This window comes from Rhodoplanes sp. Z2-YC6860 (genome assembly GCF_001579845.1).
Classification (GTDB): domain Bacteria; phylum Pseudomonadota; class Alphaproteobacteria; order Rhizobiales; family Xanthobacteraceae; genus Z2-YC6860.
This window is the reverse complement of the sequence record NZ_CP007440.1, coordinates 4,274,724-4,298,231: the sequence shown is the minus strand read 5'-3', so window position 1 is coordinate 4,298,231 and position 23,508 is coordinate 4,274,724. Positions and strand designations below refer to the sequence as shown.

The following is a 23,508-nucleotide window of genomic DNA, read 5'->3' as shown; positions in this document are numbered from 1 at the left end:
CGATCATCCAGTGGCGGTCATCCAGCCAGCCTGGCGCGGCCGCGATCCATCGCGGCGCGCATGGCCTGGACGGTCTGTGCGAGCCCGGTGAACACCGCCTCGCCGATCAGGAAATGGCCGATGTTGAGCTCGAAAATCTCCGGCAGCGCCGAGATCAGTTCGGCGCTGGCATAGTCGAGGCCGTGGCCGGCATGCACTTCGAGGCCGAGGCCCCGGGCGAGCGTGGCGCCTGTGCGGATGCGCTGCCATTCGCGTTCGGCAGCAGCTTTGTCGCCGTCGAGCAGCGCATGGCACCAGGCGCCGGTGTGGATTTCGATGACCGGGGCGCCAAGCGCCACCGCAGCCTCGATCTGAATGGGCTCCGGGGCTATGAACAGCGACACCCGGATGCCCGCCTCGCGGAGCCTGGCGATCCGCGGCTTGAGTTCCGCACGCTGTCCCGCCACATCGAGGCCGCCTTCCGTGGTGCGCTCGGCGCGACGCTCAGGGACCAGGCACGCCGCGTGCGGGCGCGTTCGCACCGCGATCCCGACCATCTCGTCGGTCGCGGCCATCTCGAGATTGAGCGGCTTGGTCAGACCGGCCTTCAGCCGCGCAATATCGTCGTCGGTGATGTGACGGCGGTCTTCGCGCAGGTGCGCCGTGATGCCATCGGCGCCTGCCTCGATCGCCAGCATCGCGGCGCGCACCGGGTCGGGATGCCGCCCGCCGCGCGCGTTGCGGATGGTGGCGACGTGATCGATGTTGACGCCGAGGCGGAGGGGCAAGGCCGCGGGCACGTTGGTGTCCTGTTGCTAGGTGAAAATCACGAGTTGCGTCACCCCATCATCCGCTCGGCTGCCGCGACAACCTTCTTGGCGCGAAGCTGCGAGATGATGGCGTTGAGATGCTTGAGGTCGTAGACCTCGAGATCGATGGTGCAGTCGGTGAAGTCCGGCGAGTGCCGTTTCATGCTGAGGTTGTCGATGTTGCCGTCGTTCTCGGCGATCACGGTGGCGATCTGCGCCAGCGTGCCGGGCTCGTTGAGCGATTGAATGGCGATCCTGGCGGGAAAGCGCTGCGGGCTGCGTTCGTCCATGTCCCAGCGCACGTCGAGCCAGCGCTCCGGCGCGTCCTCGAAGTCCTTCAGTGTCGGCGACTGGATGGGATAGATTGTGATCCCCTCGCCCGGCGTCAGAATGCCGACGATGCGGTCTCCCGGGACCGCGCCCCCATTCGGCGCAAAGCGAACCGGCAGATCGGAATTGATGCCACGGATCGGGATCGAAGACGCCTGATCGGCCTCGGGCACCTTGAACTGAACCGCCTTGCCCTTCTTGAGGCCGAACCACCCGGCCTCGGATTTCGGCGGCGGCACCGGCGAAATCCGCTCCTCTTTGTAGTCGGGATACATGGCGCGAGCGACGTCCGACGGCCGCATCTCGCCGCGCCCGACCGCAACGAACACGTCGTCGATGCTGGCGCGCGCGAGCCGAGGCAGCGCGCCGGTCAGCTTCTCGTCCGAATATTCGCGCTTGGCGCGCTGGCAGAGCCGCTCGACGATGCGCCGGCCGAGTTCGGCGTATTGCACGCGCACCGCGTTGCGCGTGGCCCGGCGGATCGCAAGCCGCGCCTTGCCGGTGACCACGAGGGATTCCCAGGCCGACGGCGGCGCCTCCTGCGCCGGCGACGTGATGATGTCGACCTCGTCGCCGTTGTTGAGTTCGGAGACCAGCGGCGCGATCTTGCCGTTGATCTTGCAGCCGACCGCATGATTGCCGACGTCTGTGTGAACCGCATAGGCGAAATCGATCGGCGTGGCCTTGCGCGGCAGCGCGATCAGCTTGCCCTTGGGCGTGAAGCAGAACACCTGGTCGTGGAACAGCTCGAGCTTGGTGTGCTCAAGGAATTCCTCGGGGTTCGAACCTTCGGCCAGCAATTCGATGGTGCGGCGCAGCCAGGCATAAGCATTGGATTCGCGCGACAGCATGTCCGACGGCGAATCCTTGCTGTCCTTGTAGAGCGCATGCGCCGCGATGCCGTATTCGGCGATCTCGTGCATCTCCTGGGTGCGGATCTGCAGTTCGACGCGCTGCTTGCCGGGCCCGATCACCGTGGTGTGCAGCGAGCGGTAATCGTTCTGCTTGGGCGTCGAGATGTAGTCCTTGAAGCGGCCTGGCACCATCGGCCAGGTGGTGTGGACGATGCCGAGCGCGCGGTAGCATTCACGCAGCGTCTTGACGATGACGCGGAATCCGAAAATGTCGGAGAGCTGTTCGAAGCCGACCGACTTGCGCTCCATCTTGCGCCAGATCGAGTAAGGCCGCTTGCGCCGGCCGGTGACGACCGCTTCGGTGCCCGAATCCACGAGCTTGCGGGTGAGCTGCTGCTCGATCTCGGCGATGAGATGGCTCTGCCGGGCCGCCAACGCATCGAGCCGCTCGCGCACGAGGTTGTTGGCCTCGGGATAGAGCTGACGGAACGACAGATCCTCCAGCTCCTCGCGGAGATGGTGCATGCCCATGCGGCCGGCAAGCGGCGCATAGATATCGAGCGTCTCCTGAGCGATGCGCGCGCGGCCCTCCGCCGGCATGTACTCCAACGTGCGCATGTTGTGCAGGCGGTCGGCGAGCTTGACCAGCAGCACCCGCACGTCGTCGGCGATGGCCAGCAAGAGCTTGCGAAGATTCTCGGCCTGCTTGGCCTCGCGGGAGACGAGGTCGAGCTTTTTCAGCTTGGTCAGCCCCTCGACCAGATGGCCGATGTCCGGGCCGAACACCTGGTCGATCTCGGCCCGGGTGGTTGGCGTGTCCTCAATGGTGTCGTGCAGGAGCGCCGCCGCGATCGTGGCATCGTCGAGCTTGAGATCGGTCAGAATCGCCGCGACTTCCAGCGGATGGGTGAAGTACGGGTCGCCGGAGGCGCGCTTCTGCTCGCCATGGGCCTTCATGGCGTAGACGTAGGCGCGGTTGAGCAGCGCCTCGTCGGTGTTGGGGTTGTAACGGCGGACCCGTTCGATCAGGTCATACTGCCGCATGATCGCGGCGGGTTTTTTCTTTTTTTCAGGTTCAACAATGGCTTGTCCAACGACATTCGTGCTTCGCTCGAGCAAGGGCCGGACCCTCGCTGGGCTTTGCATCCGCGGCAGATCGGTCTTCGATTGCGCCATAGGTCCAGCAGCCGCGGCCGCCGGCTGCTTTGGAACCTCATTGTCGCAAAACGAGCCCGGCGGCCTCTGTCTCATTTAAGGATATCACGAGGCTTCCACACCCTCGCAAGGCCAAGCATCGGAACGGGTTCACAAAAAGCAAATGGCCCGGCGGTCGGCCGGGCCATCACGATATCCGCCAGGGTGCGGACGCGTTATTCCGCGTCGTCCGGCTCCGGCTGCTCTTCCGGAGGGGTGAGCCCTTCCAGACCCTTGAGCAGCTCTTCCTCGCTCATGTGCTCGACCGCAACCTCGGTATCGTCGGCATCGACCGAGCCGCCCGAGCCCGCGATCAGCGGCACGCTGTCGGACTCTGGCTCGTCCACCTCGACGTACTTCTGCAGCGAGTGGATCAGATCTTCCTGGAGGTCTTCCGGCGACACCGTGGTCTCGGCGATCTCGCGCAGCGACACCACGGGATTCTTGTCGTTATCGCGATCGACGGTGATCTGCGAACCGGACGAGATCATCCGAGCGCGATGGCTGGCCAACAACACCAGATCAAAGCGGTTCGGAACCTTGTCGATGCAGTCTTCAACGGTCACACGGGCCATGCGGCTCTGCTCCTGCAACGTAACGTTGTCGTGAAATATTGGCTGGTACCTAGCGTCCTGCGACTAAAAGCGCAAGGCCGAGGGCTTGTCGGAACCCCATTCGATAGTTTTGTCAGGTGACACGACACCCTATAACTGGCATACCGACTTTAATTTCAGAGCAGATTGTGACATTGGGACGACAACGCCCGCATTTGCGCGGCAATTTGCTGGTCGATTCCAATTACCACGGTCAAAATCAACCACCCGGCTCCACCACCGGGCACCGCCCACAAGGCGGAGGAATGACTTTCGCGAGGAATGATGTCTGCACAGGTCGAGAAAATTGCGCTGTTCATCGACGGCGCCAACCTCTACGCAACCGCTAAATCGCTGGGATTCGATGTTGATTATAAGCGGCTGCTCCGTGAGTTCCAATCGCGCGGCAATCTCCTGCGCGCGTTCTACTACACCGCTGTGATCGAGGATCAGGAGTATTCCTCGATCCGCCCCCTGATCGATTGGCTGGATTATAACGGCTACACAGTAGTCACGAAAGCAACCAAAGAGTTCGTAGACCAGAGCACCGGCCGCCGCAAGGTGAAGGGCAGCATGGACATCGAGCTTGCGGTCGACGCGATGGAGCTCGCGCCGCACATCGATCACATGGTCCTGTTCTCCGGCGACGGCGACTTCCGCTCGCTGGTCGAGTCGGTGCAGCGCCGCGGCGTGCGCGTTACGGTTGTGTCGACAATTTCGACTCAGCCCCCGATGGTCGCCGACGAACTCCGACGCCAGGCCGACGTGTTCCTGGACATTGCAGAGCTGCAGTCGAAGGTCGGCCGCGACCCCTCGGAACGTCCGGCTCGGGAACCGCGCGAGCCGCGTGGCGGAGCGCAGCAGCATACGCCGCAGTTCCTGCAACGCGCCCCCGGGCCGCAGCGCGCGCCGGTCGGCGCCGCGGACGACTTCGAAGACTAAACGTACGCGAGCCGTCCCGCGGTCCTCACAGGCTTGATGGCAGTCATGGCCGGCCCGACGTCGAAAGCCGGCCACGATTGCCCGCACTGTCCGAGACTCGTCGCCTTTCGTGAAACCTGGCGGGCGCGCGAACCCGATTGGTTCAACGCGCCCGTGCCGTCGTTTGGCTCCGCCAACGCGCGGCTTCTGATCGTCGGGCTTGCGCCGGGCCTTCGGGGCGCCAACCGCACCGGACGGCCGTTCACGGGTGATTACGCCGGCGATCTGCTGTATGCCACGCTGAAGGAGTACGGCTTCGCCCGTGGCACCTTCGAGGCTCGCCCCGACGACAGTCTCGAACTCGTCGACGCGCGGATCACCAACGCGGTGCGATGCGTGCCGCCGGAGAACAAGCCGACTCCGGCCGAGATCAACACCTGCCGCGACTTTCTCAAACCGACCATCGCCGAGATGCGAAAGCTCAAGGCGATCGTGGCGCTGGGCCGCATTGCACATGAGAGCGCCGTCAAAGCCCTGGACGGCAAGCGGGCCGCAGCGCCCTTCAGCCACGGCGGTACGGCCGTACTCGGCAATATCTCACTGTTCAGCAGCTATCACTGCTCGCGCTACAACACGAACACCGGGGTGTTGACGCCGAAGATGTTCCGCGCCGTGTTCGCCGCGGTCCGCAGGCATCTCGACGGCTAACGCGCTTCCGCTATCGGCAGGCCTTCAGAAAGGCCGCGATCTTAGTCTTTAGGCCTTTGGTCGGCCAGGTCAGTGGCTTGATTGGCCCCGAAACCGCAACCTTGCTGCCATTGCCCAGCACCGCGAACACCGGATGGTCTCGCGACACCGTGGCGCGCAGCTCCACGCCGCCGGTCATCTCGAAGTCCTCGCTATGCCGCGACACGCCGGTCAGCGTCGCGCGTTTCAATCCACTCGCAAATCTGAGCGTCACGGCCTCGCCGCCACCCTTGCCGACATGGCTCTCAGCCGCGGCACCCACGTCGATCGCGCCGTCGGCGCGGCAACGGGCCCAGAACTCGTTATCGACTTCAGCCTCGTTCGGCATGCCGGAGAGGTAAGAGCGGCCGTCTTTCTTCGACACCGTCCAGACCACGTCTGCGCTCGCAGCCACCGGCCACAGCACCAGACCCACGGCGATCCACGCTCCCGTCAGCCGCCCCATGGTCTCGCCTCAGCGCCGGTACGACATGAATTCCATCAGCGAACCGTCGGGATCGCGGAAGTACACGCTGGTCCCCTCGCCTTTGGCGCCGAAACGCTTCATCGGGCCGGCCTCGACCGCAATGTTGTGCCGCTTCAGATGAGCGACCGCGTCGTCGATCGGTCCATCCCATTCAAAGCAGAGATCGCTGTTGCCGGGCTGCACCGGCAGCCGCGCCACTTCGGCGGGTTTCACACCGAGACCATGGACGTTGAGCTGCTTGTCGCCAAACCGATAGGCCCAGCCGACCGGTCGCTGCACCAATTCAGCGCCCATCACGTCGCGATAGAACGCGTTGGAGCGATCCCAGTCAGAGACATGGATCACGCGGTGATCGAGCTTGGTCGGAATGGGCATCGGCTGCTCCCCGTTCGTTACGCTTGCGGCACACCGAGCTTCTTGCCGACGCGGGCCGCGACCTCGCGGCGCTGTTCATTCAGCGTGGCGAGGCGGTTGCGCAGCAGCGCGGTGATCTCCGCAGGCGCGGTCTTCGGCGAGCCCGAGTTGAACGGCGGAGCCGGATCGTACTCGATCTGAAGTTGGATCTGCCGCGCGACCTCTTCGCCTTCGAGCACGGCCGCAACCCTGAGCGCGAAATCGATGCCTGAGGCCACACCCGCGCCGGTAATGACATTGCCGTCGATCACCACGCGCTCGCTCACCGGAATAGCGCCAAGAAGCTTCAGATGGTCGATTGCGGCCCAGTGGCAGGTGGCGCGCTTGCCTTTCAGCAAGCCCGCAGCGCCAAGAACCAGCGAGCCCGTGCAGACCGAGGTGACGTATCTGGCGCCGCGCGCCTGCTTCTGCAGGAACTCGAGGACCGTGTGGTCTTCCATCAAGTCCTGCTGGCCGGGCCCGCCCGGCACCATGATCAGATCGAGCTGCGGGCAATCGTCGAGCGTGATGGTTGGCACGATCTCCATGCCGCGGTCGGTCCTCACCGGCGCGAGACTCTTCGCCACGAGATGCACCTTGGTGTTCGGCACCCGCGCCAGCACCTCATACGGCCCGGTCATGTCGAGCTGGGTGAGCCTTGGGAAGATCAGCATGCCAATCAGCCGTTCAGCCATGACCTGCTCCTATCCCTTGTCTCGCAACAGCCTGCCCCGTTCGCGCGACCAATCGCGCTTCTTCTCGGTCTCGCGCTTGTCGTGCAGCTTCTTGCCCTTGGCGAGAGCGATCTCGACCTTGGCGCGGCCCTTGTCGTTGAAATAGATCTTGAGCGGCACGACCGTCATGCCCTCACGGTCGATCGCGCCCATCAGCTTGTTGATCTGCCGCTTGTGCAACAGGAGCTTGCGCGGCCGTTTCTGCGAATGGTTGAACTGGCCGGCCTGCTTGTATTCGGTGATATTGGAATTGATCAGCCACAACTCGCCGTCCCGGGTCGCCGCGTAGGCTTCGGCGATGCTGGCCTTGCCCGAGCGCAGCGATTTGACCTCGCTGCCGGTCAGCACCACGCCGGCCTCGAAGACTTCGTCGATCGCATAGTTGAACCGCGCCTTGCGATTCTCGGACACGAGCTTGGATTTGGATTCGGGTTTTGCGGCCATCGGCGTTGATATAGGCGTTTGGCCGCAATCGACCAAATGCGGCCGTCCGGGTCAATGACCGCCGCCTATTCCTTCAATGTTTTGTCCAGCCAGTCCGCGATCACGGCGGCGATCTGCATATTGTTCTTTTCCAGCATCATGACGTGGCTGTTGCCTTTGATGCCGAGGTCCACGAGTTTAATGAAGCTCGGCTTGAGGCCCGCCTGCTGCAAGAACTTCACGGTGCAGTGGTCATAGGGCGCGTGATACGAGGCCTCCGACGTCAGCACCATGACCGGCATCTTCTGCAGATTGGGCAGTTGTCGCGCCGGCTCGGCCTGCTTCCAGCAGGTGGCGAGCCCTGGCCCGTCGGGCTTGTCCTCTTTGACGAATTTCAGTTCGGCAGGGTCCGCGAGCGGCGGCGCATAGGTGAGCGGTACCGAGGTGATGCCGTAGGCCAGCGCGAGCTTGCCTTCCTTGAAATAATCCGGCGCGCCGATGAAGCTCAACTCGCGGCCGGGCGGGCCGTTGGGCTCGATCGCCAGGATCGCCTTGACCTTGTCGGGCCGCGCATCCGCGACCGGCCAGCCGAAGGCGCCACCCTGCGAGTGGGTCATCAGGATCGATGGCCCGATCTTATCGATGAGCGCGATCAGCGCATCGCGCACCAGCGGCTGCTGCTTGTCGAAGTCCTTGATCGCCGGCAACTGGCTCATGGCAAGCTGCAACGTCGCCGGATCGTCTGCCTCCCCGTTGCCGGGCCACTGCGTGTGCAGCACAGCCTGAGGCCAGAGCTTGAACTTCTCCTGCGAGACGAAGCGGGAGGCTGAATTGTTGCGCGCGGAGTTCTGCATCACCCCGGTCGCGACGGTGAGAAAGCCCGAGCGGCCGCGGCCGGGCTGATCGACCACGTAGACCGCATAGCCCTGGCGCACGAAGTATTGCGCCCAGCCCTCGCGGCCGTCCGGCGTGCCGGTGTAGTTGGTGCCCGACATCGAGCCGCCGTGCACCATGATGATCGGATAAGGATGCGTCTGCTTCGCCGGAATACGGATCTCGACATACATCTGGCCGTAGATGTATTCGCGTCCTTCGGACTGCATGGTCTTGCCGCCGACATACATGAAGCCGTCGCGCGCCAGCACCAGCGGCTCGTCGGCTGACGCGGCGGCGCTTGCAAGCAAAGCGACGACAGCTGCTGTCGCGATCCGAAGCCGTTTCATGGCATGCCTCCCTCGGGCTGAGCATGCATCGTAGCGTCTCGGTCCGGCCCGCCGGAAGGGGTGTCGGCCCGTCAAAATGAAAAGCCGGGCTTCTCAGCCCGGCTCTCACCTCATCGCAACGGCTTGCCAAACTCAGTTAATCAAGCCCGCATGCACCATCGCTTCGCGCACCGCGGCCTGAGCCTTCTCCGAGGCCGGCACCATCGGCAGCCGCACCGAATTCTCGCACTTGCCGATCAGCGACATGGCGTACTTGATCGGCGCGGGGCTCGTCTCGACGAACAGGTTCTGATGCAGCGGCGCGAGCTTGTCCTGCAGCTTGAGCGCCGTTGCATAATCGCCCTTCTGGCAGGCGGCCTGGAATTCCGAGCAGAGCCTCGGCGCGACATTCGACGTCACCGAGATGCAGCCGTGTCCGCCATGGGCGTTGAAGCCCAGCGCCGTGATGTCTTCGCCGGAGAGCTGGTTGAAGTCCTCGCCCATCGTGGCGCGCTGCTGCGAGACGCGCGCCATGTTGGCGGTGGCGTCCTTCACGCCGGCAACGTTCTTGAGTTCGTAAAGCCGCTTCATGGTGTCGACGTTGATGTCGACGATCGAGCGCGCCGGAATGTTGTACATGATGATCGGAATGCCGATCGCGTCGTTGATCGCCTTGAAGTGCTGATAGAGCCCTTCCTGGGTCGGCTTGTTGTAGTACGGCGTCACGATCAGCACGGCATCGGCGCCGGCCTTCTCGGCATGCTTCGACAGGCTGACCGCCTCGGCGGTCGAGTTCGAGCCCGCGCCCGCAACCACTGGCACCCGGCCCTTGGCCTGGTCCACGCACCACTCGACGACCTGCTCGTGTTCCTTGTGAGACAGCGTCGGACTTTCGCCGGTGGTGCCCACCGGAACAAGGCCGTTGGTGCCTTCGGCGATCTGCCACTCGACCAGTTCGCGGAACGCCTTTTCATCGACCGCACCGTTTTTGAACGGTGTGACGAGCGCGGTGAAAGATCCCCGAAATCTCGTCTTGGCAGCCATGGCAGTCCTCGATCCACTGATTGGGGCGGCCCCGACGGCCGACCGCGTGACGCTAAGATAACAGGAAATACCCGCTTGGTCCGCGTGATGTAAGGTCAATGGCGCGCAACGGAGCCGCGCCTGTTGACGTTTCCAACGAAGCCGAAAAGCTGCCGATTTTACCATTGTGGCGATGGAACTTGGCCCGGGTGGCCATTCATCCTGGATTCAGATTCGGGATGCCAAGCCGTTGCAGCTGCGGACAAATTGTAGCACTGCCCAACTGTTGTCCCGTTTGCCGTTTTTTTGCTTTCTTCAATTTTTTCAATGCAATAGCAATCTGTGGTTTGCAATCGGCGATTCGCGCCAGACGAGGAATAAGCCGTTGGTCACACGAATCCGTCCAACCAGGATCTGGCCGTTCGCTGTAGCGGGCGCCCTCGCTCTGAGCCTGCCGGCCATCGCCGCGCCCTCCTCCAGCAGCCAGCAGACTCAAGCGAGCGCCAAGTCTGCCAGCGCCAAGTCCGCCAGCACCAAGTCTACCAAGGCCAAGTCGGCAAACACCAAAGGCACGAGCGACAAAACCAAGAACGCGCACAAGTCGACGAGCGAGGCCAAATCGAAAAAGGCGGCCAAGGCTCAAAGCAGCGCAGCCAAACCCGCGGCGAAGCCGACACTGGCCATCAAGGATGTGCCTCTGCCGCGACCGCGGCCGGGGACGCCGGCCATGCGGTCGGCGGCTCTGGCGGCCCCAGCCGCCGCGCCTCCGTTCGAGACTGCGCCGGCCGTCTCTGCTCCCGCGGAGCAAGCCACCGACGCGCCGAGTGCGTCAGTGCTCCCCTCGCCATTCAAATCTTTCACGCAACTGTTTTCCGGCTCCGACAAGTCCGCCGCGCCCGCGACCACGGCGAGTTCGTCGCTCGGCCAAACCAGCGCTATGCCGCCTGCGGCCAACACAATCGTTACGGCGGCCGCCCTCGATGTCGCACAGCTGAAGCGCGGCATCGAGCTCGTACGCAACAGCAAGCAATCCGAAGCGAGCGAAGCCAAGAAGCTCATTTCCGATCCGGTTGCCAAGAAACTGCTCGAGTGGGTCATCCTGCGCAGCGACGATTCGAGCTCCGACTTCCCGCGCTACGTGGCTTTCATCAGCGCCAACTCGAACTGGCCCAGCATCGTCACGCTGCGGAGGAAGGCCGAGGCCACCGCCTTCCAGGACCGTCCGGATGCGGCGAGCGTCGAGTCCTATTTCCGTCAGTGGCCGCCGCTGTCGGCCAAAGGCAAGTTCGCCTATGCGCGCGCTCTGCTGTCGCGCGGCGATCGCAAGAACGCCGAGGCCCTGATCCGCGACGCCTGGCGCAATGACGGCTTTTCGCAGGACGTGGAAACCAAGGTCTACGAATCCTTCGGCGACATGCTGACGCGCACCGACCACAAGGCGCGGATGGATCGCAGGCTGTACGAAAAAGACGATACCGAAGGAGGCCTGCGGGCCGCACAGCGGCTGGGCGGCAACGAGGTGCTGATTGCGAAGGCGCGCATTGCCCAGCTCGGAAAGGGCAACGCCAAGGCCGCGCTCGATGCCGTGCCGGCGGACGCTCGCAACGATATCGGCTACAAGTTCTCCCGCATCCAGATGCACCGCCGTGCCGATCAGCTCGCTGAGGCGGTCGCGTTGATCAAGACCATTCCCAAGCCGCTGAACGAGAGCCACGATCTCGATGAGTGGTGGATGGAACGCCGCGTGCTGGCGCGCAAGCTTCTCGATGCTGGCGACGTGCAGAACGCTTATCTTGTGGCGAGCAACGCGACCGAGCCGGAGAGCCCGAATTATCGCGCCGAACACCACTTCATGGCGGGCTGGATCGCGCTGCGCTATCTGCACGATCCGCAGACCGCCTACTCGCATTTTCTGAAGATTTCCGAGAACAACGAGAACCCGATCTCGCTGGCGCGCGGCGCCTATTGGAGCGGCCGGGCCGCCGAGGCGATGGGTCGCACGCAGGAGGCGCGGCGGCACTACCAGGAGGCTGCGCGCTATCCCACGGCCTATTACGGACAGCTCGCCCGCGCCAAGGCCGGCCTGGGCGAGCTGACGCTGAACCCCTACCCGTCGCTGTCCGGCTCAGAACGCACCAGGGCGATGCAATCCGACATCGTGCGCGCCGCGGAACTCCTCTACACCGTCGATGCTCGCGATCTCGCCTGGGCGATGATGGCGGACTCCGGCGACAAGTCGAACGACCTCGGCACGCTGGTGCTGCTCTCGGAACTGACCGCGAAATACCGCGACGCCCGCGGCATGCTCCTGGTCGGCAAGCTTGCGCTGGCCCGCGGTGTGCCGCTCGATCAGGCTGCGTTCCCGACGCTGGGCGTCCCGGACTACAAGCCGATCGGCCCGCCGGTGGAGCCTTCGATCGTCTATGCGATCACCCGGCAGGAAAGCTGGTTCAATCCGAAGACCGTCTCCAGTGCCAGCGCCTATGGCCTGATGCAGGTGACGCCTGCGGCCGGCAAGTACATCGCCGGAAAGTTCGGCGCTTCCTATGATCAGAAGCGGCTCCTGAGCGACCAGCCCTACAACGTGCAATTCGGCGCCGCCGAACTCGGCGATCTGATCAAGGACTACCGCGGCTCCTACATCATGACCTTCGCCGGCTACAACGCCGGCCGCGGCCGGGTGAAGGAATGGGTCGCCAAATATGGCGATCCACGCGATCCCAAGATCGATCCCATCGACTGGGTCGAGCGCATCCCGTTCTCGGAAACGCGCAACTACGTGCAGCGCGTCATGGAGAACATGCAGGTCTATCGGGTGCGTTTCGGGGGCAGCGGACGGCTCGCTATCGAGGCCGATCTCAGACGCGGCGGCGCTGAGAACTAAAGCCGAGTCCTGACCTTCAAGCCCTGGCCCTCAAGCCCTGGCCTTTCAGATCAAATAACCATGCCGCCACGAACCGGCCTGGGCTAATCTGCGCCGCACAGGTTCCGACATCAGATCAAGGTTTCCAACGTGGCCGAATCCAGCATTGCGATTGCAACGGACACCCGACACGACAGCGGCGAGAGCACCTATGTGATCGCGTCCGACGGACTGAAGCTGCACGTGCGCATCTATGGGCCGCGGCTCGCGCCGGGAACGCCGGTGGTCTGTCTTCCAGGTCTCGCACGCACGGCAGCGGACTTCGACGATCTCGCGCGTGCCCTGGCCGCCAGCGCAGAAACCCCGCGGCGCGTCTACGCGCTCGACTACCGCGGGCGAGGCCTGTCTGAGTACGACAAGAACCCGCAGAACTACAGCCTCGCCACCGAGCTTGGCGACGTGTTGAGCGTTCTGACCGCGCTCGGAATCCCACCCGCTGTGTTCGTTGGCACGTCGCGTGGCGGCATTCTCACCATGCTGCTCGCGAGCGCGCGGCCCGTCGCGATCGCGGCCGCCGTCCTCAACGACATCGGCCCGGTGATCGAATCCAGCGGCCTGGTGCGCATCAAAAGCTATGTCGGGAAATTGCCGCGGCCGCGGAGCTTCGAGGAAGGCGCTGACATCCTGCGCCGGCTTTTCGGCCAGCAGTTCACGAGGCTCTCCGACGACGAATGGCTGGCGTTTGCGCGGCGCACCTTCAAGACGGGCAAGCGCGGCCTCGACGCCACCTATGACACCCAACTCGCAAAGACACTCACCGGGATTGATTTCAACCGGCCGATTCCGCCGCTGTGGACGGAGTTCGATGCGCTCGGCCGCCTTCCCTTGATGGTGCTGCGCGGCGCGAACTCCGACCTCTTGTCGGAGGAAACCGTGACGGCCATGCGCACGCGGCATCCGGCGATGGAGGTGATGACTGTCCCTGACCAGGGCCATGCGCCAATTCTTGCCGGCGACGAATTGATCGGCCGGATCGCCAAATTCATCGCCGCCTGCGAAATGAGAATTTCGCAGCGGGCGGGCGCCGCCTGACACACTGGTGGCTGCCGAATGAGCTGCTGCTACGAGACCGGTCCATATTCGGGATACCCCGCATAATGCACCCAACAGAGAAGAAATTTCGGCGCGCGGTCGACGCGTTCATGGCAGACAACCTTCCGGAAGCCGAACGAATATTGGCGCAGATCAACCGGAAACAACCGCCCGATTTCAACGCCCTCAATCTCAGCTCGATCATTATGATGATCCAGAACCGCTTTGTTGAAGCGGAAAAATATATCAAACGCGCATTGGCCCTGAATAAACAGAACGATCAGACTCTGAGCAATTACGGGTTGATCCTTAAATCCCTGAACCGACCAACCGAAGCTTTGGATTGGTTTACCCGCGCCTTGACCATCAACCCCAAAAATCCAGTGACGTGGCACAATCGCGGAACGGTGCTTTTCGAGCTATTAAACCGCTATTCCGATGCAATCGAGGATTTTGATAAGGCAATAACATACGATCCGGGATTTGCAGCTGCGATGAGCAGCAAAGGCAATTGCCTATCAAGACTGCTTCGCCATGACGAAGCCCTTGCCGCCTTTGACAAAGCGCTATCCATCAAACCCGACATTGAAGATGCATGGCTCGGTCGCGGTGTCGTTTTCTTTGCACTCAATCGCGACGCCGAGGCTCTCAAGTGTTTCGACAAAGCGCTTGAAATCAACAGCCAATCTGCGGAAGCGCATTTGAACAAGGCATTTGTGAAGCTTGCGCTCGGCGACTACGAAGAAGGCTGGCAACTGAACGAATGGCGCTGGAAGGCTCGCAACTCGAGGTCCATCAATCGAAACTTCACGCAGCCGCTTTGGCTTAACGATTTTGATATTCGGGAAAAACGCCTGCTCATTCACGCCGAACAAGGCCTGGGCGACACCATACAATTCTCGCGTTACGTCAAGCTGCTGACGGATACCGGCGCGGCAATCACTTTCGAGGTGCAGGCGCCGCTGGTTTCGCTATTCAAGTCCCAGGGATGGAGCTGCCATGTGATCGCTCAAGGCGACGCATTGCCGCCGTTTGACGTCCACTGTCCTTTGATCAGTCTTCCGCTGGCTTTCAAGACAACCGTTAACACGATACCTCGTGAAAGCCCCTACCTCAGCGACGACAGCATGACGGCCCCGCGTTGGGCGGAGCAATTTCGCACCTCGCGAGAGGTGAAAAAAAATCGGCGTGGTGTGGTCCGGAAGCTCGGTCAATGTTCACCGCAGCATCAAATTGAATGAGTTTGCCTCTTTGATTTCGCATCGCGATGCAAATTGGTACGCGATCCAAAAGGATATCAAAGTTGATGATCGCGAATATCTCGAAAGGACCGCGGCCATAACGGACCTGTCCGATCAGCTCGCATCCTTCAACGATACAGCCTCGATCATCAAACAGCTTGATCTAGTTATTTCGGTCGATACGTCCGTCGCACATCTGGCTGGCGCGATGGGTAAGCCCGTTTGGATTCTCTTGCCGTTCCACCCCGACTTCCGCTGGCTCCGTGAAACGACCGAGAGCCCCTGGTATCCGTCAGCGCGGCTGTATCGTCAGACCAAAGACGGCGATTGGACAGACGTCCTTGCAGCTGTGGCTCGTGATTTGAATGCACCCTGAAGCGGCACAACGGTTCGCTTTGCGGGGTCGGAACGGGGAAGCGGAAGGCGCCAGGCGGATATATCTGGATCCGGCCTAATGGGTCCGTGCGCAAGCACCACCTGACGCCGCACGCGGGCGCCCAAGCCAAAAGCCATTAATCGACTTTCGGGGGTTGCTCAGATTCGGGCGCATGCGCCGCGTCATGGCTCCGGAGCAACACGTCGCTGCCCACGATCAGGCGGAAGCCGCCGTCCCCGAAATCCTCGAAGGCAATGCCCTGGCGGAGCCAGAAGCGCTGGATTCTGAGGATCGTGTCGAGCCTCGCGTCCACGGCGCCCTGCTCGATTCGATGCACGGACTTCTGCGTCAAGCCGATGTGCCGGGCGAACTGCTCCTGGCTCAGGCTCAGAATGGCGCGCGCTGTCCGTACCTTGGCCGCGAAAGTCACCCGCTCGACGCGCAAGTCATGTGCGAGATCGCGACGCTGCCGGCTGTGCGAAGTTGCGACGACCAAACCCATATCGAACTCGCTTTCGAACAACCACACACTACAAAAAACAAGGCCCCCGGCGGCCGAAGCCGCCGGGGGCCAGAGCTTTACGCATCAAGATGCGCGGTCATCACGATTACGGAACGATGTCGCGGTGGACACGCCACGTCGTGGAGACCACGTCCTGGTCGCCGATCGTGTAGACGCCAGCACCCTTGCCGGTGACAACACCGGCCGGCAGAGTGAGGGTGTTCACGCCGAGCGTCGCCGTGTTGAGCTTGCTGTACATCACGTCGACACCGACGTAGAGGTCCTTGGTGATGTTCCACTGCGAACGGGAGCCGATGTTCCAGGCCGACCAGTTCGGGTTGCAGCCCGGACCGCCAGCACCCTGACCGACTGAGGCCGTTGCGAAGGCGCAGAACTGCGACTTGGCGGTGCCGTTGTACGAGAAGTCGACGTACGAACCGTACAGCGACGTGCGCAGAGCCGGGGTCCAGAAGTGTTCGAACGACGCGAACACGCTCCAGGCCGTCGTCAGCTGGATGTCGTTGTTGCTGGTAGCGTTGGCACCCGTGCCGAAGACAGCGGTGCCCGGCGCATTGCCGGCGACGTAGGCGTCGTCGGAATGACCGAAGCCGACGCTGGCGCCGCTCCAGTACGCCAGAGCGCCACCACCCGTCGGCGTGAACGAGGCATACCGCGTCGCGCCTTCAGAGTAGACCACCGCGCCCTGGAAGTAGTCGCCAGGTCCGAACATCGGCGCGTTCAAACGCAGACCGCCGCTGACCGCCCAGCCCCACTTGTCGTCCGGATGACCGTTGCCCTCGAAGAGACCGGTGCCACCGACGCCGCCACCCGGGGCGATGCCATAGTAGCCCGCGCCAACCTGGTGCGCCGCCGCAGAGATCTGCGCCGAGCCCCAGGCCTGGTCGATACGGATGTTGCCGACGATGTCCGGCATGTTGCTCGCCTGCGCGATGGCCGGCGAGAGGTTGTCAGCACCACCGAGAGCGCCGAAGAGCGTCGCGCCAGCGGTTGTCCCGTTCCAGTTGATGGTGTTGTTGCGCCGGCTCTGCTCGATGCCGACCGTTGCCGACAGACCGTTGCCGAACTGCGCGGTGTACGAACCGACGAGCTGGCCCGGATCACCAGTGTCCGGCGAGTAGGTGTAGCCGGCGTTGTAGGCCACCGCCGCGGACGAGACGAAGTCGAAGAACGACGTCGCCTTGCCGAAGGTGAAGCCCGCGATCTGGATGAACGCGCGGGTCATGTAGACCGGCGTGTTCGAGCCCGCGCCCGACACGAGGCCGGCGTTGGCGTTGCTGTCCTGGGTGAAGCCCATCAACAGGTAGGTGCGCAGGGTGCCGTACGCGGTCTGCTGGCGGGTGTCGAACGTCGCGATGGCGCGAACGCGCTGCGCGATGCCGTCCTGGGTTCCCAGGCGGTTGTTGATCGTGTTGCCGCCCGCGAACGGGCCAGCGGTGATCGACGCCGTGCCGTTGTTCAGCTGGTAGCGAACGTAGCCACCGATCTTCATGCAGATATCGGTGCCGGGGATGTAGTAGAACCCAGCGCCATACAGGGAGCAAACCTTCACGTACTCTGCAAATCTGCCGGTGCAGGCTGCCCCAAGTTCCGAAGCAGTCTTGCAGAAAAATTCTCGCCGCCGCTCATGTCGAGATATTCAAGAATGGCGCTCTAGGTGCGTTCTAGGTCGGTTTCGCGCCAGACAATGAAATGTCCGTCGGCATACCGGTGCTGCCGAACGTTATGCCTCTCAAGCAGCGCTCGCCGTCCGCATTCGCCTACTCGGTATGGCCTAGGTCGGCATCACTCAACGCTCATCTATGCTCTGAGCGCCGCTGATTCACGGCGCGCCAATGCGAAAACCCGCCGAGCGGAACTGCCGCTGGCGGGTGCTATCTGAGTCTGTGAATGGTGCTTAGATCGAGCTCGCGCCCTGCGTCGGCGCGCCGGCGCCCGCGATCACACTGGCGACCGTTTCGGCGGCATCACGCAAGGTGTCTGGCGTGAGATGGGCGTAGCGCTGGGTGTATTTGGTGTGGGCGTGCCCCAGGAGCCCTTGCACGACATAGAGCGATACGCCCTTGTTCACCAGGAAGCTTGCAAACGAATGCCGCAGGTCGTGCAGCCTGAGATCGGGCAAGCCCGCGCGCGTTCTGATGCGTTGCCATGGAAAGAACAGCGACGGCGACGGCTCGCCGGTTAGCGGCGACGGCAGGATGTACGGATTGAGATCGAGGCGTGGAATGGATCGCAGCAGCTCGATCGCCGCGGCGTTGAGCGCGATCGACCTGGGCTTTCCGGACTTCGCCAGCGGCACCAGCAAGGTCCGCTTTTCCCAATCGAGATAGTCCCAGCGCGCGTGGGTGATTTCGTTACGCCGCGCTCCGGTCAGAAGCAGCAGCATGATGGCTTTGGCTGCGACTTGATTCTCGTCCTGCTCGATGGATGCGATCAGGTGCTGCGCTTCTTCCAGCGACAGGAATCGCTCGCGCTTGACGTCCGGTGCGAGGTTGATGCCCGCTGTCGGATTTTCGCCGACACCCGGCACGCGCCATTTGCGGGCCAGATTGAAAATGTGGCGCAGCACGATCACCACACGATTGGTCGTGCCGGTGGCGTAGCCCTTCTCACGCATGCGCTCGACAAGCGCCGCGATCGGTTCGGCGCGCACGAGATCGACATACTGAAATCCGAGCGCCGGAAGGATATGGATCCGCAGCACGGTCTCGTCCGTACACCAACTCCGTTTGTAGCTTTTCACATGCGGCAAGTAGCGGTCCCGGACCAACTCGGCGAGAGTCGGGATGGTGCGCATCTCGGCGCGGCGCTCCTGCGGATCGGAGCCGACCAGAGCCTCGGCTGCCGCTGTGCGCGCCTTGCGGCGCGCCATCGTGAGTGAGAGCACATCGGCGGGCCCGATCTTGAATTGGCGCTCGCGGCCGCGCTCGTCGGTGTAGCGCTGATAGTAGGTCTTGCCGCCGGAACGCCGGACTTCGAGCATGAATCCCCGTTGCTCGCTGTCGAAGAAATCGACTTTCTTCAAGCCGTCGGGACACACGGCTGACTTCACAAACGCGGCGGACAGGAGAGCGCGTGGCATGGAAAAAACTATTAACGAAAGCCAAACAGCGGACAACCGCGCGTCAATCAATCCACAGCCAGCAAGTATATTGAAATAGTAGTTCGTGACTTAGAAATGGACAAACATCAGCAATATGTGACTCTGCGCCGCACTTAGTATCACATATTTCGCTTCGCGGCCGCAATTGCATGGCCCCCAGATTAGCAAAATTTAATTTCGTGCAGCTTTCTGAGCGGTTTGCAGGGCTGCCATGAGTTGACGCCGGTCTGCCGCTCCCTCGTTGATTGGCCGGCGCCTTTCGTTCAATCTCCCCGATGTTACAAAACAGGCACGTGTACGTGCTGAACTATAAAATAAAATGCATTGAGCGGCACCCATGTGGGCCGGTCAAAAACTTGAAACATGAGCGGGCAAATCGAACGTACGCGGCGTCCGACCGGCACGCCAATTGATGTTTCCGAACTCAAGCGCCGGTCATGGCCGGGCTTCACCGCCGAATATGTGCGAATTCCGGCTCGCGCCGAGTTCGCATTTCGCCTGCCGCCTTCGACAAGTCATGTCAGCTTGCTGGACCTTTACCGTACCGACGGCGAAACCGTGTCGCCCGAAGCACGACGCAGCACCCTGAAAGATCTCCGCAACAAACTCACCTTCAGTCCGGGCGATTGCGATATTGCAGGCTGGTGCAAGATCGAAAAACCCGCGACCATCATGTCGATCGGCTTCAGCCCGCCCGACGAGGGCATCTCTTCCGTCGATCTCACCCAGCTGCCGCCACACATCGAATTCGAAGACCAGATGCTGCGCTGGTCCATGTTGCGGCTGCACACGATTCTGACCGATCCGGCTCATGACATCGCCGGCTATGCCGAGACTGTGGTGGAACTTCTATCCTTCGATCTCATTCGGATCGCGTCCGGTGCAGAGCGGCGTTCACCGGACGGCGCCGGTCTTTCGACCAGTCAGATCAAGCTCGTCATCGACTACATGGAAAGCCATCTGGACGAGAAGACCACGATTGCCGAGCTCGCCAAGCTCGTCGACCTGACGCGGTTTCATTTTATCCGCTCGTTCAAGCAGGCGGTTGGCGTACCGCCGCACCAATTCATGATTCACCGGCGCGTTGAACGTGCCAAGGAGATGCTGACCGGGCGGAAGCATTCGATCGCCGACGTCGCGGCGCAGACCGGATTCAATAGCAGCATTCAGCTTTCGAGAGCCTTCCGCAGGGTTCTTGGCGTGACGCCTTCGGAGTTCCGCCGCACCGCCGGCTGACGGTCGTGATTGCAGAGCACGCGCCCCGCTCAACCGGACCCCGCCACTCGCTCAGGCCGACAACAAAGTCGATCAACGACGCGCCATCGTCAGCGGCCTAGTAATAGGCTCGATTTTCATGACGACCGAACATTAGAAAATGCTCGTAAGGGTCGACTTCATGCTCGAAGAGGTCCGGGTAGGAAAATATGTATTTCAGCGGGTCGAACTTGGCAGGCAGTTCGCTGGATCCCTTTAACGGAGAATTCTTTATCTTGGCCTCGATGCGCGCGAACTTGCTGACGTAAGGCTGCTCGCCCTTGAGGATCCGCACATAAGGCTGCGGCACTTCGTGCCCGCTAAAAAAGTCTGTGAGGTTCTGCAGATTCAGGACGCGCAACCGACGAGCCGGTGCGCTCAAAGCGGTGGAGCGATCCTCAGACGCTCCAAGATATGGCCTCGGCCGCAACGAGATCTCGACCCAAGGCCCGAAAAGCAAGCGTCGCGGAACCATCAGACAGCAAGCGGCGGAAGCAAGGCGAGCCCCGAGGTGCTTGCGGGTGATGAAGACGCCGTTGGCGAAAATATCAATCTGGGCATTCGCGCTCACGCGGTCCTGTAAGGACAGAATAATGAGATGATCATCGAGGCTGCTCAGCGGGATGAGCAATCGCGCATCGATGCGGTCTGTCCAGAAGCAGGAGTGGTCCGGTTCGGGCCAGGACCACCCGGGTCCGGCGATCTCGTCGATCATCGCACAGTCGCGTAAATCATATTCCGACCGGGGCGGCCGCGGATTCAGAGGCTTCGAGAAGGGCCCCATCCATTTGAGAAGGACGTGCTCGATCCTCGATCGACGGCCCAGCGCATTCCAGAGACGATAGAGCGATGGCCGATGCAGCAGCGCCGTCTCGGTAGGAAGCGGCCTGTGGGACGGTCGCGTTTGACGCCCCTCCTCGCCTCCTCTCGTCGAAGTCGGGATTTTGCAGGGGGCGCCAACCACGCGGAGATACTCCGTTAAGTCCGCGGCCTGCTTCGATAGGTCAGCCTTGCGGATCAGACGCAACAGCACGTCGTCATTGCAGTGGGGCAGCAACCACGCGGCGTCAACGACGGTTTGCAGGAGGTCTGAACGGTGACCTCGCAAGAAGCCGTGGTGCAGCGAGGTGACAAAAGCATATTCGGGACTTTGAAGCAGCAGCTTTTGACCGGCAAACTCAACCGGCTCGGCGGTCTGCCACATTTGAGACTCGAGTGTGCCATCCATGTCGGCCGCCGACAACCGCCAATGGAGGTCAAGGTTTCCGTGGCCCTTGTCGAAATTCCAACTCTCTCGACGCAACGAGCTCCGATGTTTGAGCGACTCGAAGGTCATACCGTGGCAAGGCTTCCACCCGGACTGTGCGAGAATATCGAGAGCGCCACCAAGCGCCGAAGGAGGGACATGGATGTCGATGTCTGCCATAGGCCGCGACGACCAGGCGTCGAACCTGACGAGCATACCGAGCCCCTTAACCAGCAGGACCGGACAAAACCTGCTCAATTCTGCGATGATCCCGGAGCTGCGAAACACCAGATGCCACGATTTGGCGAAGGTCATTCTAGCCAGGCCATGAATCTTCTTCGGCAGATCGAGCGTGGGTACGAGTTTGGCGAGATTAGCGTGCACCGCCGGGAGCAATCTCATCTCCGGCGAGGTAACGTCTTCCAAAGGCATGGCCGCCGCCCACTCTCGCCAGCTGCGGGCAGCGATGTTGGGGTCGGGGTTGAGCGCAGCCGTAAGCATCAACGTTTCTCCCGGCGACAACATCTGGATCCTGACTCTTTTGTGGTCTCGCGAAGAGCGCAAGACCCGTGCCTAGAATATACGCTGCGCTCGCGCGATTGACTCGAAAGGTGGGTTGGCTACAATTATTCTGAGAAGTCTAGGCTAAGGCATTTTGCAGGAAGAAGCATTCTGCGGACTTTGCGCCGCGAGGTCAGCCGGACCTCTTGTGCCGCCCGATCAGGACGAGATCAAGAACAACAATGCAAGAATGCCTTGTCGTTAACTCCTCGAGATTTCCGCACGAAACCATCGAAAACGAAACCATTCTGTTCGATGCGGAAACAGGACATATACTTCTTCTCGCGGGTTTTGCCTCTGTTGTTTGGAGCCATTTGGTTGGTGGGGCCCAGCTAGAGGAACTGTGCGAGACGGTCGCTTCCCGCTTCGGCTCGGACGCAGGCGCCGCCACGCGGACATTCCTCAATGACCTTCGCACAGCCGAGATTCTCGTTCCGGCGAACGAAGAACGACGGACTGACGCCCCACCATCACCTTGGCCGTCGCAATTCACGCCACCGCTGCTCGAACGGTACGACGATATCGCGAAGATCATCGCGATGGATCCGATCCACGAAGTCGATGCGACCGGCTGGCCACGGCCAGCTTCCGACAGTGAGGCCTAGCCTCGGCGTAACCGTTTCGGTTGCCGGCCGGAACCTTCGCATCGAGGCGACGAGCGAATACGCGCTCGCGGCGATCATGCCGGCAGTCGCGCACCTCGCGGTAAGTCCCCCCATTGGCGGAAGACACATACGCTGGACGATAGTCGAGGAGAATGACGCGTGGCGCCCGCACGCGTTTGGGAGCACCGGTGCCTACCGGATCCGCGGCGGCGGATTTGCCGTTGTGCAGAATGATCCCCCAAGTTTGGAGTCCTACCGTCCGGACTTGGGGATCGAGCTGCGCGCCGGACGTGATGCGCTTGCGGCGGGAGATTTTCGTGCTCATCCCGGGTCCTACGCGCTCGCAGCCTGGCTCGGCGGTCCGCGAACGCAGGTCCTGCATGCGGGCGCCGTTGCCTACGATGGCGCAGCGGCGCTGATTGTGGGCGGCAGCGGCTTTGGCAAATCTACGACCGTGCTCGCCTGCGCAATGGCCGGCGCCGGTTTTCTCGGCGACGACCTTGTCCTGGTCGAAGCGGATGGTGGAAATGATAGCGCCACCCCCACCGTCCACTGCCTTTTCGCCACTGCGAAGCTGAATAACGATAGTGCCTTGGCGCTTGGCGCGAATTCGTGGCCGGTGCTCGGCGTTACTCCCAAACACAAGGCTGTATTTGCGGTCCAGCCTCGGCTGAAGGTCATGCGATCGGCGCCGATCGTGGCCATGATCGTGCTTGCGCCACCCATCACCGGTCATCCGGAACCGCAGCGCTTAAAGCCTGCGGAGATCCTGGCTTCGCTCGGGTCGACGGCTGCGCCTGTGGTCTGCCGCACCAGCCCGCCGGCAATGTGGCTGGCATCGGTCGCGGCGCTTGCGCGTCGGCTCCCCGCATACCGGCTGCCGGTAAGCTGGGCATTCGAGGCGCTTGAGCCGGCAGTGCGTGCGATCATCACGCAGGCCGCGGGCCTGAAGGGAACCGAGCGGCGCAACGCATCCTGA

Annotated in this window: 22 protein-coding genes; 9 read left to right on the top strand and 13 right to left on the bottom strand. The window is 62.3% G+C overall.

Features of this window, described 5'->3' with window-relative positions; translation table 11 throughout:
- Nucleotides 1–17 precede the first annotated feature (17 nt).
- From RHPLAN_RS19930 to rpoZ, 3 genes are all read right to left on the bottom strand, one after another.
- Complete coding sequence (locus RHPLAN_RS19930; RefSeq protein WP_068021158.1) at nt 18–779, bottom strand: pyridoxine 5'-phosphate synthase; 762 nt, start codon at nt 777–779, stop codon at nt 18–20.
- 38 nt (nt 780–817) lie between these two features.
- Nucleotides 818–3,016, bottom strand: coding sequence for a RelA/SpoT family protein (locus RHPLAN_RS19925; RefSeq protein ID WP_237179867.1), 2,199 nt, complete (start codon nt 3,014–3,016; stop codon nt 818–820).
- Between the two features lie 326 nt (nt 3,017–3,342).
- Nucleotides 3,343–3,741 carry a DNA-directed RNA polymerase subunit omega gene (gene rpoZ, locus RHPLAN_RS19920; RefSeq protein ID WP_068021155.1) on the bottom strand — a complete coding sequence of 133 codons (399 nt, stop codon included), beginning with the start codon at nt 3,739–3,741 and terminating at the stop codon, nt 3,343–3,345.
- Nucleotides 3,742–4,044: 303 nt separating this feature from the next.
- On the opposite strand from rpoZ, the gene RHPLAN_RS19915 reads away from it, so the two are divergent.
- Together RHPLAN_RS19915 and RHPLAN_RS19910 are read left to right on the top strand one after the other, a co-directional pair.
- A complete protein-coding gene (locus RHPLAN_RS19915) occupies nt 4,045–4,701 on the top strand; it encodes a LabA-like NYN domain-containing protein (RefSeq protein ID WP_068031549.1) in 657 nt (218 codons plus the stop codon).
- 45 nt (nt 4,702–4,746) lie between these two features.
- Complete coding sequence (locus RHPLAN_RS19910; protein WP_084245237.1) at nt 4,747–5,388, top strand: uracil-DNA glycosylase; 642 nt, start codon at nt 4,747–4,749, stop codon at nt 5,386–5,388.
- 10 nt (nt 5,389–5,398) lie between these two features.
- Here RHPLAN_RS19910 and RHPLAN_RS19905 read toward each other — a convergent pair whose 3' ends face one another.
- The 6 genes from RHPLAN_RS19905 to dapA form a co-directional block, all read right to left on the bottom strand.
- A complete protein-coding gene (locus RHPLAN_RS19905; RefSeq protein ID WP_068021151.1) occupies nt 5,399–5,872 on the bottom strand; it encodes a hypothetical protein in 474 nt (157 codons plus the stop codon).
- Nucleotides 5,873–5,881: 9 nt separating this feature from the next.
- Nucleotides 5,882–6,268 carry a VOC family protein gene (locus RHPLAN_RS19900; RefSeq protein WP_068021150.1) on the bottom strand — a complete coding sequence of 129 codons (387 nt, stop codon included), beginning with the start codon at nt 6,266–6,268 and terminating at the stop codon, nt 5,882–5,884.
- 17 nt (nt 6,269–6,285) lie between these two features.
- Nucleotides 6,286–6,981, bottom strand: a complete 696-nt coding sequence (locus tag RHPLAN_RS19895; RefSeq protein WP_068021148.1) for a DJ-1/PfpI family protein — start codon at nt 6,979–6,981, stop codon at nt 6,286–6,288.
- A 9-nt stretch (nt 6,982–6,990) separates the two neighbouring features.
- Entirely contained in the window at nt 6,991–7,464 is a 474-nt protein-coding gene (smpB, locus tag RHPLAN_RS19890; protein ID WP_068021146.1) for an SsrA-binding protein SmpB, read from the bottom strand.
- 65 nt (nt 7,465–7,529) lie between these two features.
- Nucleotides 7,530–8,666, bottom strand: coding sequence for an alpha/beta hydrolase (locus tag RHPLAN_RS19885; protein WP_068021144.1), 1,137 nt, complete (start codon nt 8,664–8,666; stop codon nt 7,530–7,532).
- Between the two features lie 132 nt (nt 8,667–8,798).
- On the bottom strand, nt 8,799–9,689 hold the full coding sequence (dapA, locus tag RHPLAN_RS19880) for a 4-hydroxy-tetrahydrodipicolinate synthase (RefSeq protein WP_068021141.1): 891 nt from the start codon (nt 9,687–9,689) through the stop codon (nt 8,799–8,801).
- Nucleotides 9,690–10,053: 364 nt separating this feature from the next.
- On the opposite strand from dapA, the gene RHPLAN_RS19875 reads away from it, so the two are divergent.
- From RHPLAN_RS19875 to RHPLAN_RS19860, 4 genes are all read left to right on the top strand, one after another.
- Nucleotides 10,054–12,552 (top strand): lytic transglycosylase domain-containing protein, encoded by a 2,499-nt coding sequence (locus RHPLAN_RS19875; RefSeq protein ID WP_237179866.1) that lies wholly within the window; start codon nt 10,054–10,056, stop codon nt 12,550–12,552.
- Between the two features lie 129 nt (nt 12,553–12,681).
- The gene (locus tag RHPLAN_RS19870) at nt 12,682–13,623 is read left to right on the top strand and encodes an alpha/beta fold hydrolase (protein WP_237179865.1); all 942 of its coding nucleotides are present in this window, start codon (nt 12,682–12,684) and stop codon (nt 13,621–13,623) included.
- Between the two features lie 110 nt (nt 13,624–13,733).
- A complete protein-coding gene (locus RHPLAN_RS19865) occupies nt 13,734–14,864 on the top strand; it encodes a tetratricopeptide repeat protein (RefSeq protein ID WP_198164427.1) in 1,131 nt (376 codons plus the stop codon).
- Nucleotides 14,857–15,240: a glycosyltransferase family 9 protein gene (locus tag RHPLAN_RS19860; protein WP_068021137.1), complete on the top strand. Its 384-nt coding sequence runs from the start codon at nt 14,857–14,859 to the stop codon at nt 15,238–15,240. Before RHPLAN_RS19865 ends, RHPLAN_RS19860 begins: the two co-directional genes overlap by 8 nt.
- 136 nt (nt 15,241–15,376) lie before the next feature.
- Here RHPLAN_RS19860 and RHPLAN_RS19855 read toward each other — a convergent pair whose 3' ends face one another.
- From RHPLAN_RS19855 to RHPLAN_RS19845, 3 genes are all read right to left on the bottom strand, one after another.
- On the bottom strand, nt 15,377–15,742 hold the full coding sequence (locus tag RHPLAN_RS19855) for a helix-turn-helix transcriptional regulator (protein WP_157100374.1): 366 nt from the start codon (nt 15,740–15,742) through the stop codon (nt 15,377–15,379).
- 106 nt (nt 15,743–15,848) lie between these two features.
- On the bottom strand, nt 15,849–17,312 hold the full coding sequence (locus RHPLAN_RS19850; RefSeq protein ID WP_198164426.1) for a porin: 1,464 nt from the start codon (nt 17,310–17,312) through the stop codon (nt 15,849–15,851).
- Between the two features lie 345 nt (nt 17,313–17,657).
- On the bottom strand, nt 17,658–18,842 hold the full coding sequence (locus RHPLAN_RS19845; protein WP_084245231.1) for a site-specific integrase: 1,185 nt from the start codon (nt 18,840–18,842) through the stop codon (nt 17,658–17,660).
- 384 nt (nt 18,843–19,226) lie between these two features.
- On the opposite strand from RHPLAN_RS19845, the gene RHPLAN_RS19840 reads away from it, so the two are divergent.
- Nucleotides 19,227–20,099 (top strand): helix-turn-helix domain-containing protein, encoded by an 873-nt coding sequence (locus RHPLAN_RS19840; RefSeq protein WP_068021129.1) that lies wholly within the window; start codon nt 19,227–19,229, stop codon nt 20,097–20,099.
- Between the two features lie 97 nt (nt 20,100–20,196).
- Here the strand turns inward: RHPLAN_RS19840 and RHPLAN_RS19835 are convergent, their stop codons facing one another.
- A complete protein-coding gene (locus RHPLAN_RS19835) occupies nt 20,197–21,864 on the bottom strand; it encodes a nucleotidyltransferase family protein (protein WP_198164425.1) in 1,668 nt (555 codons plus the stop codon).
- Between the two features lie 242 nt (nt 21,865–22,106).
- Here RHPLAN_RS19835 and RHPLAN_RS19830 point away from each other — a divergent pair, with 242 nt between their 5' ends.
- Nucleotides 22,107–22,529 carry a PqqD family protein gene (locus tag RHPLAN_RS19830; RefSeq protein ID WP_068021125.1) on the top strand — a complete coding sequence of 141 codons (423 nt, stop codon included), beginning with the start codon at nt 22,107–22,109 and terminating at the stop codon, nt 22,527–22,529.
- Between the two features lie 265 nt (nt 22,530–22,794).
- Nucleotides 22,795–23,508 carry a phosphoenolpyruvate carboxykinase (ATP) gene (locus tag RHPLAN_RS19825; RefSeq protein ID WP_068021123.1) on the top strand — a complete coding sequence of 238 codons (714 nt, stop codon included), beginning with the start codon at nt 22,795–22,797 and terminating at the stop codon, nt 23,506–23,508.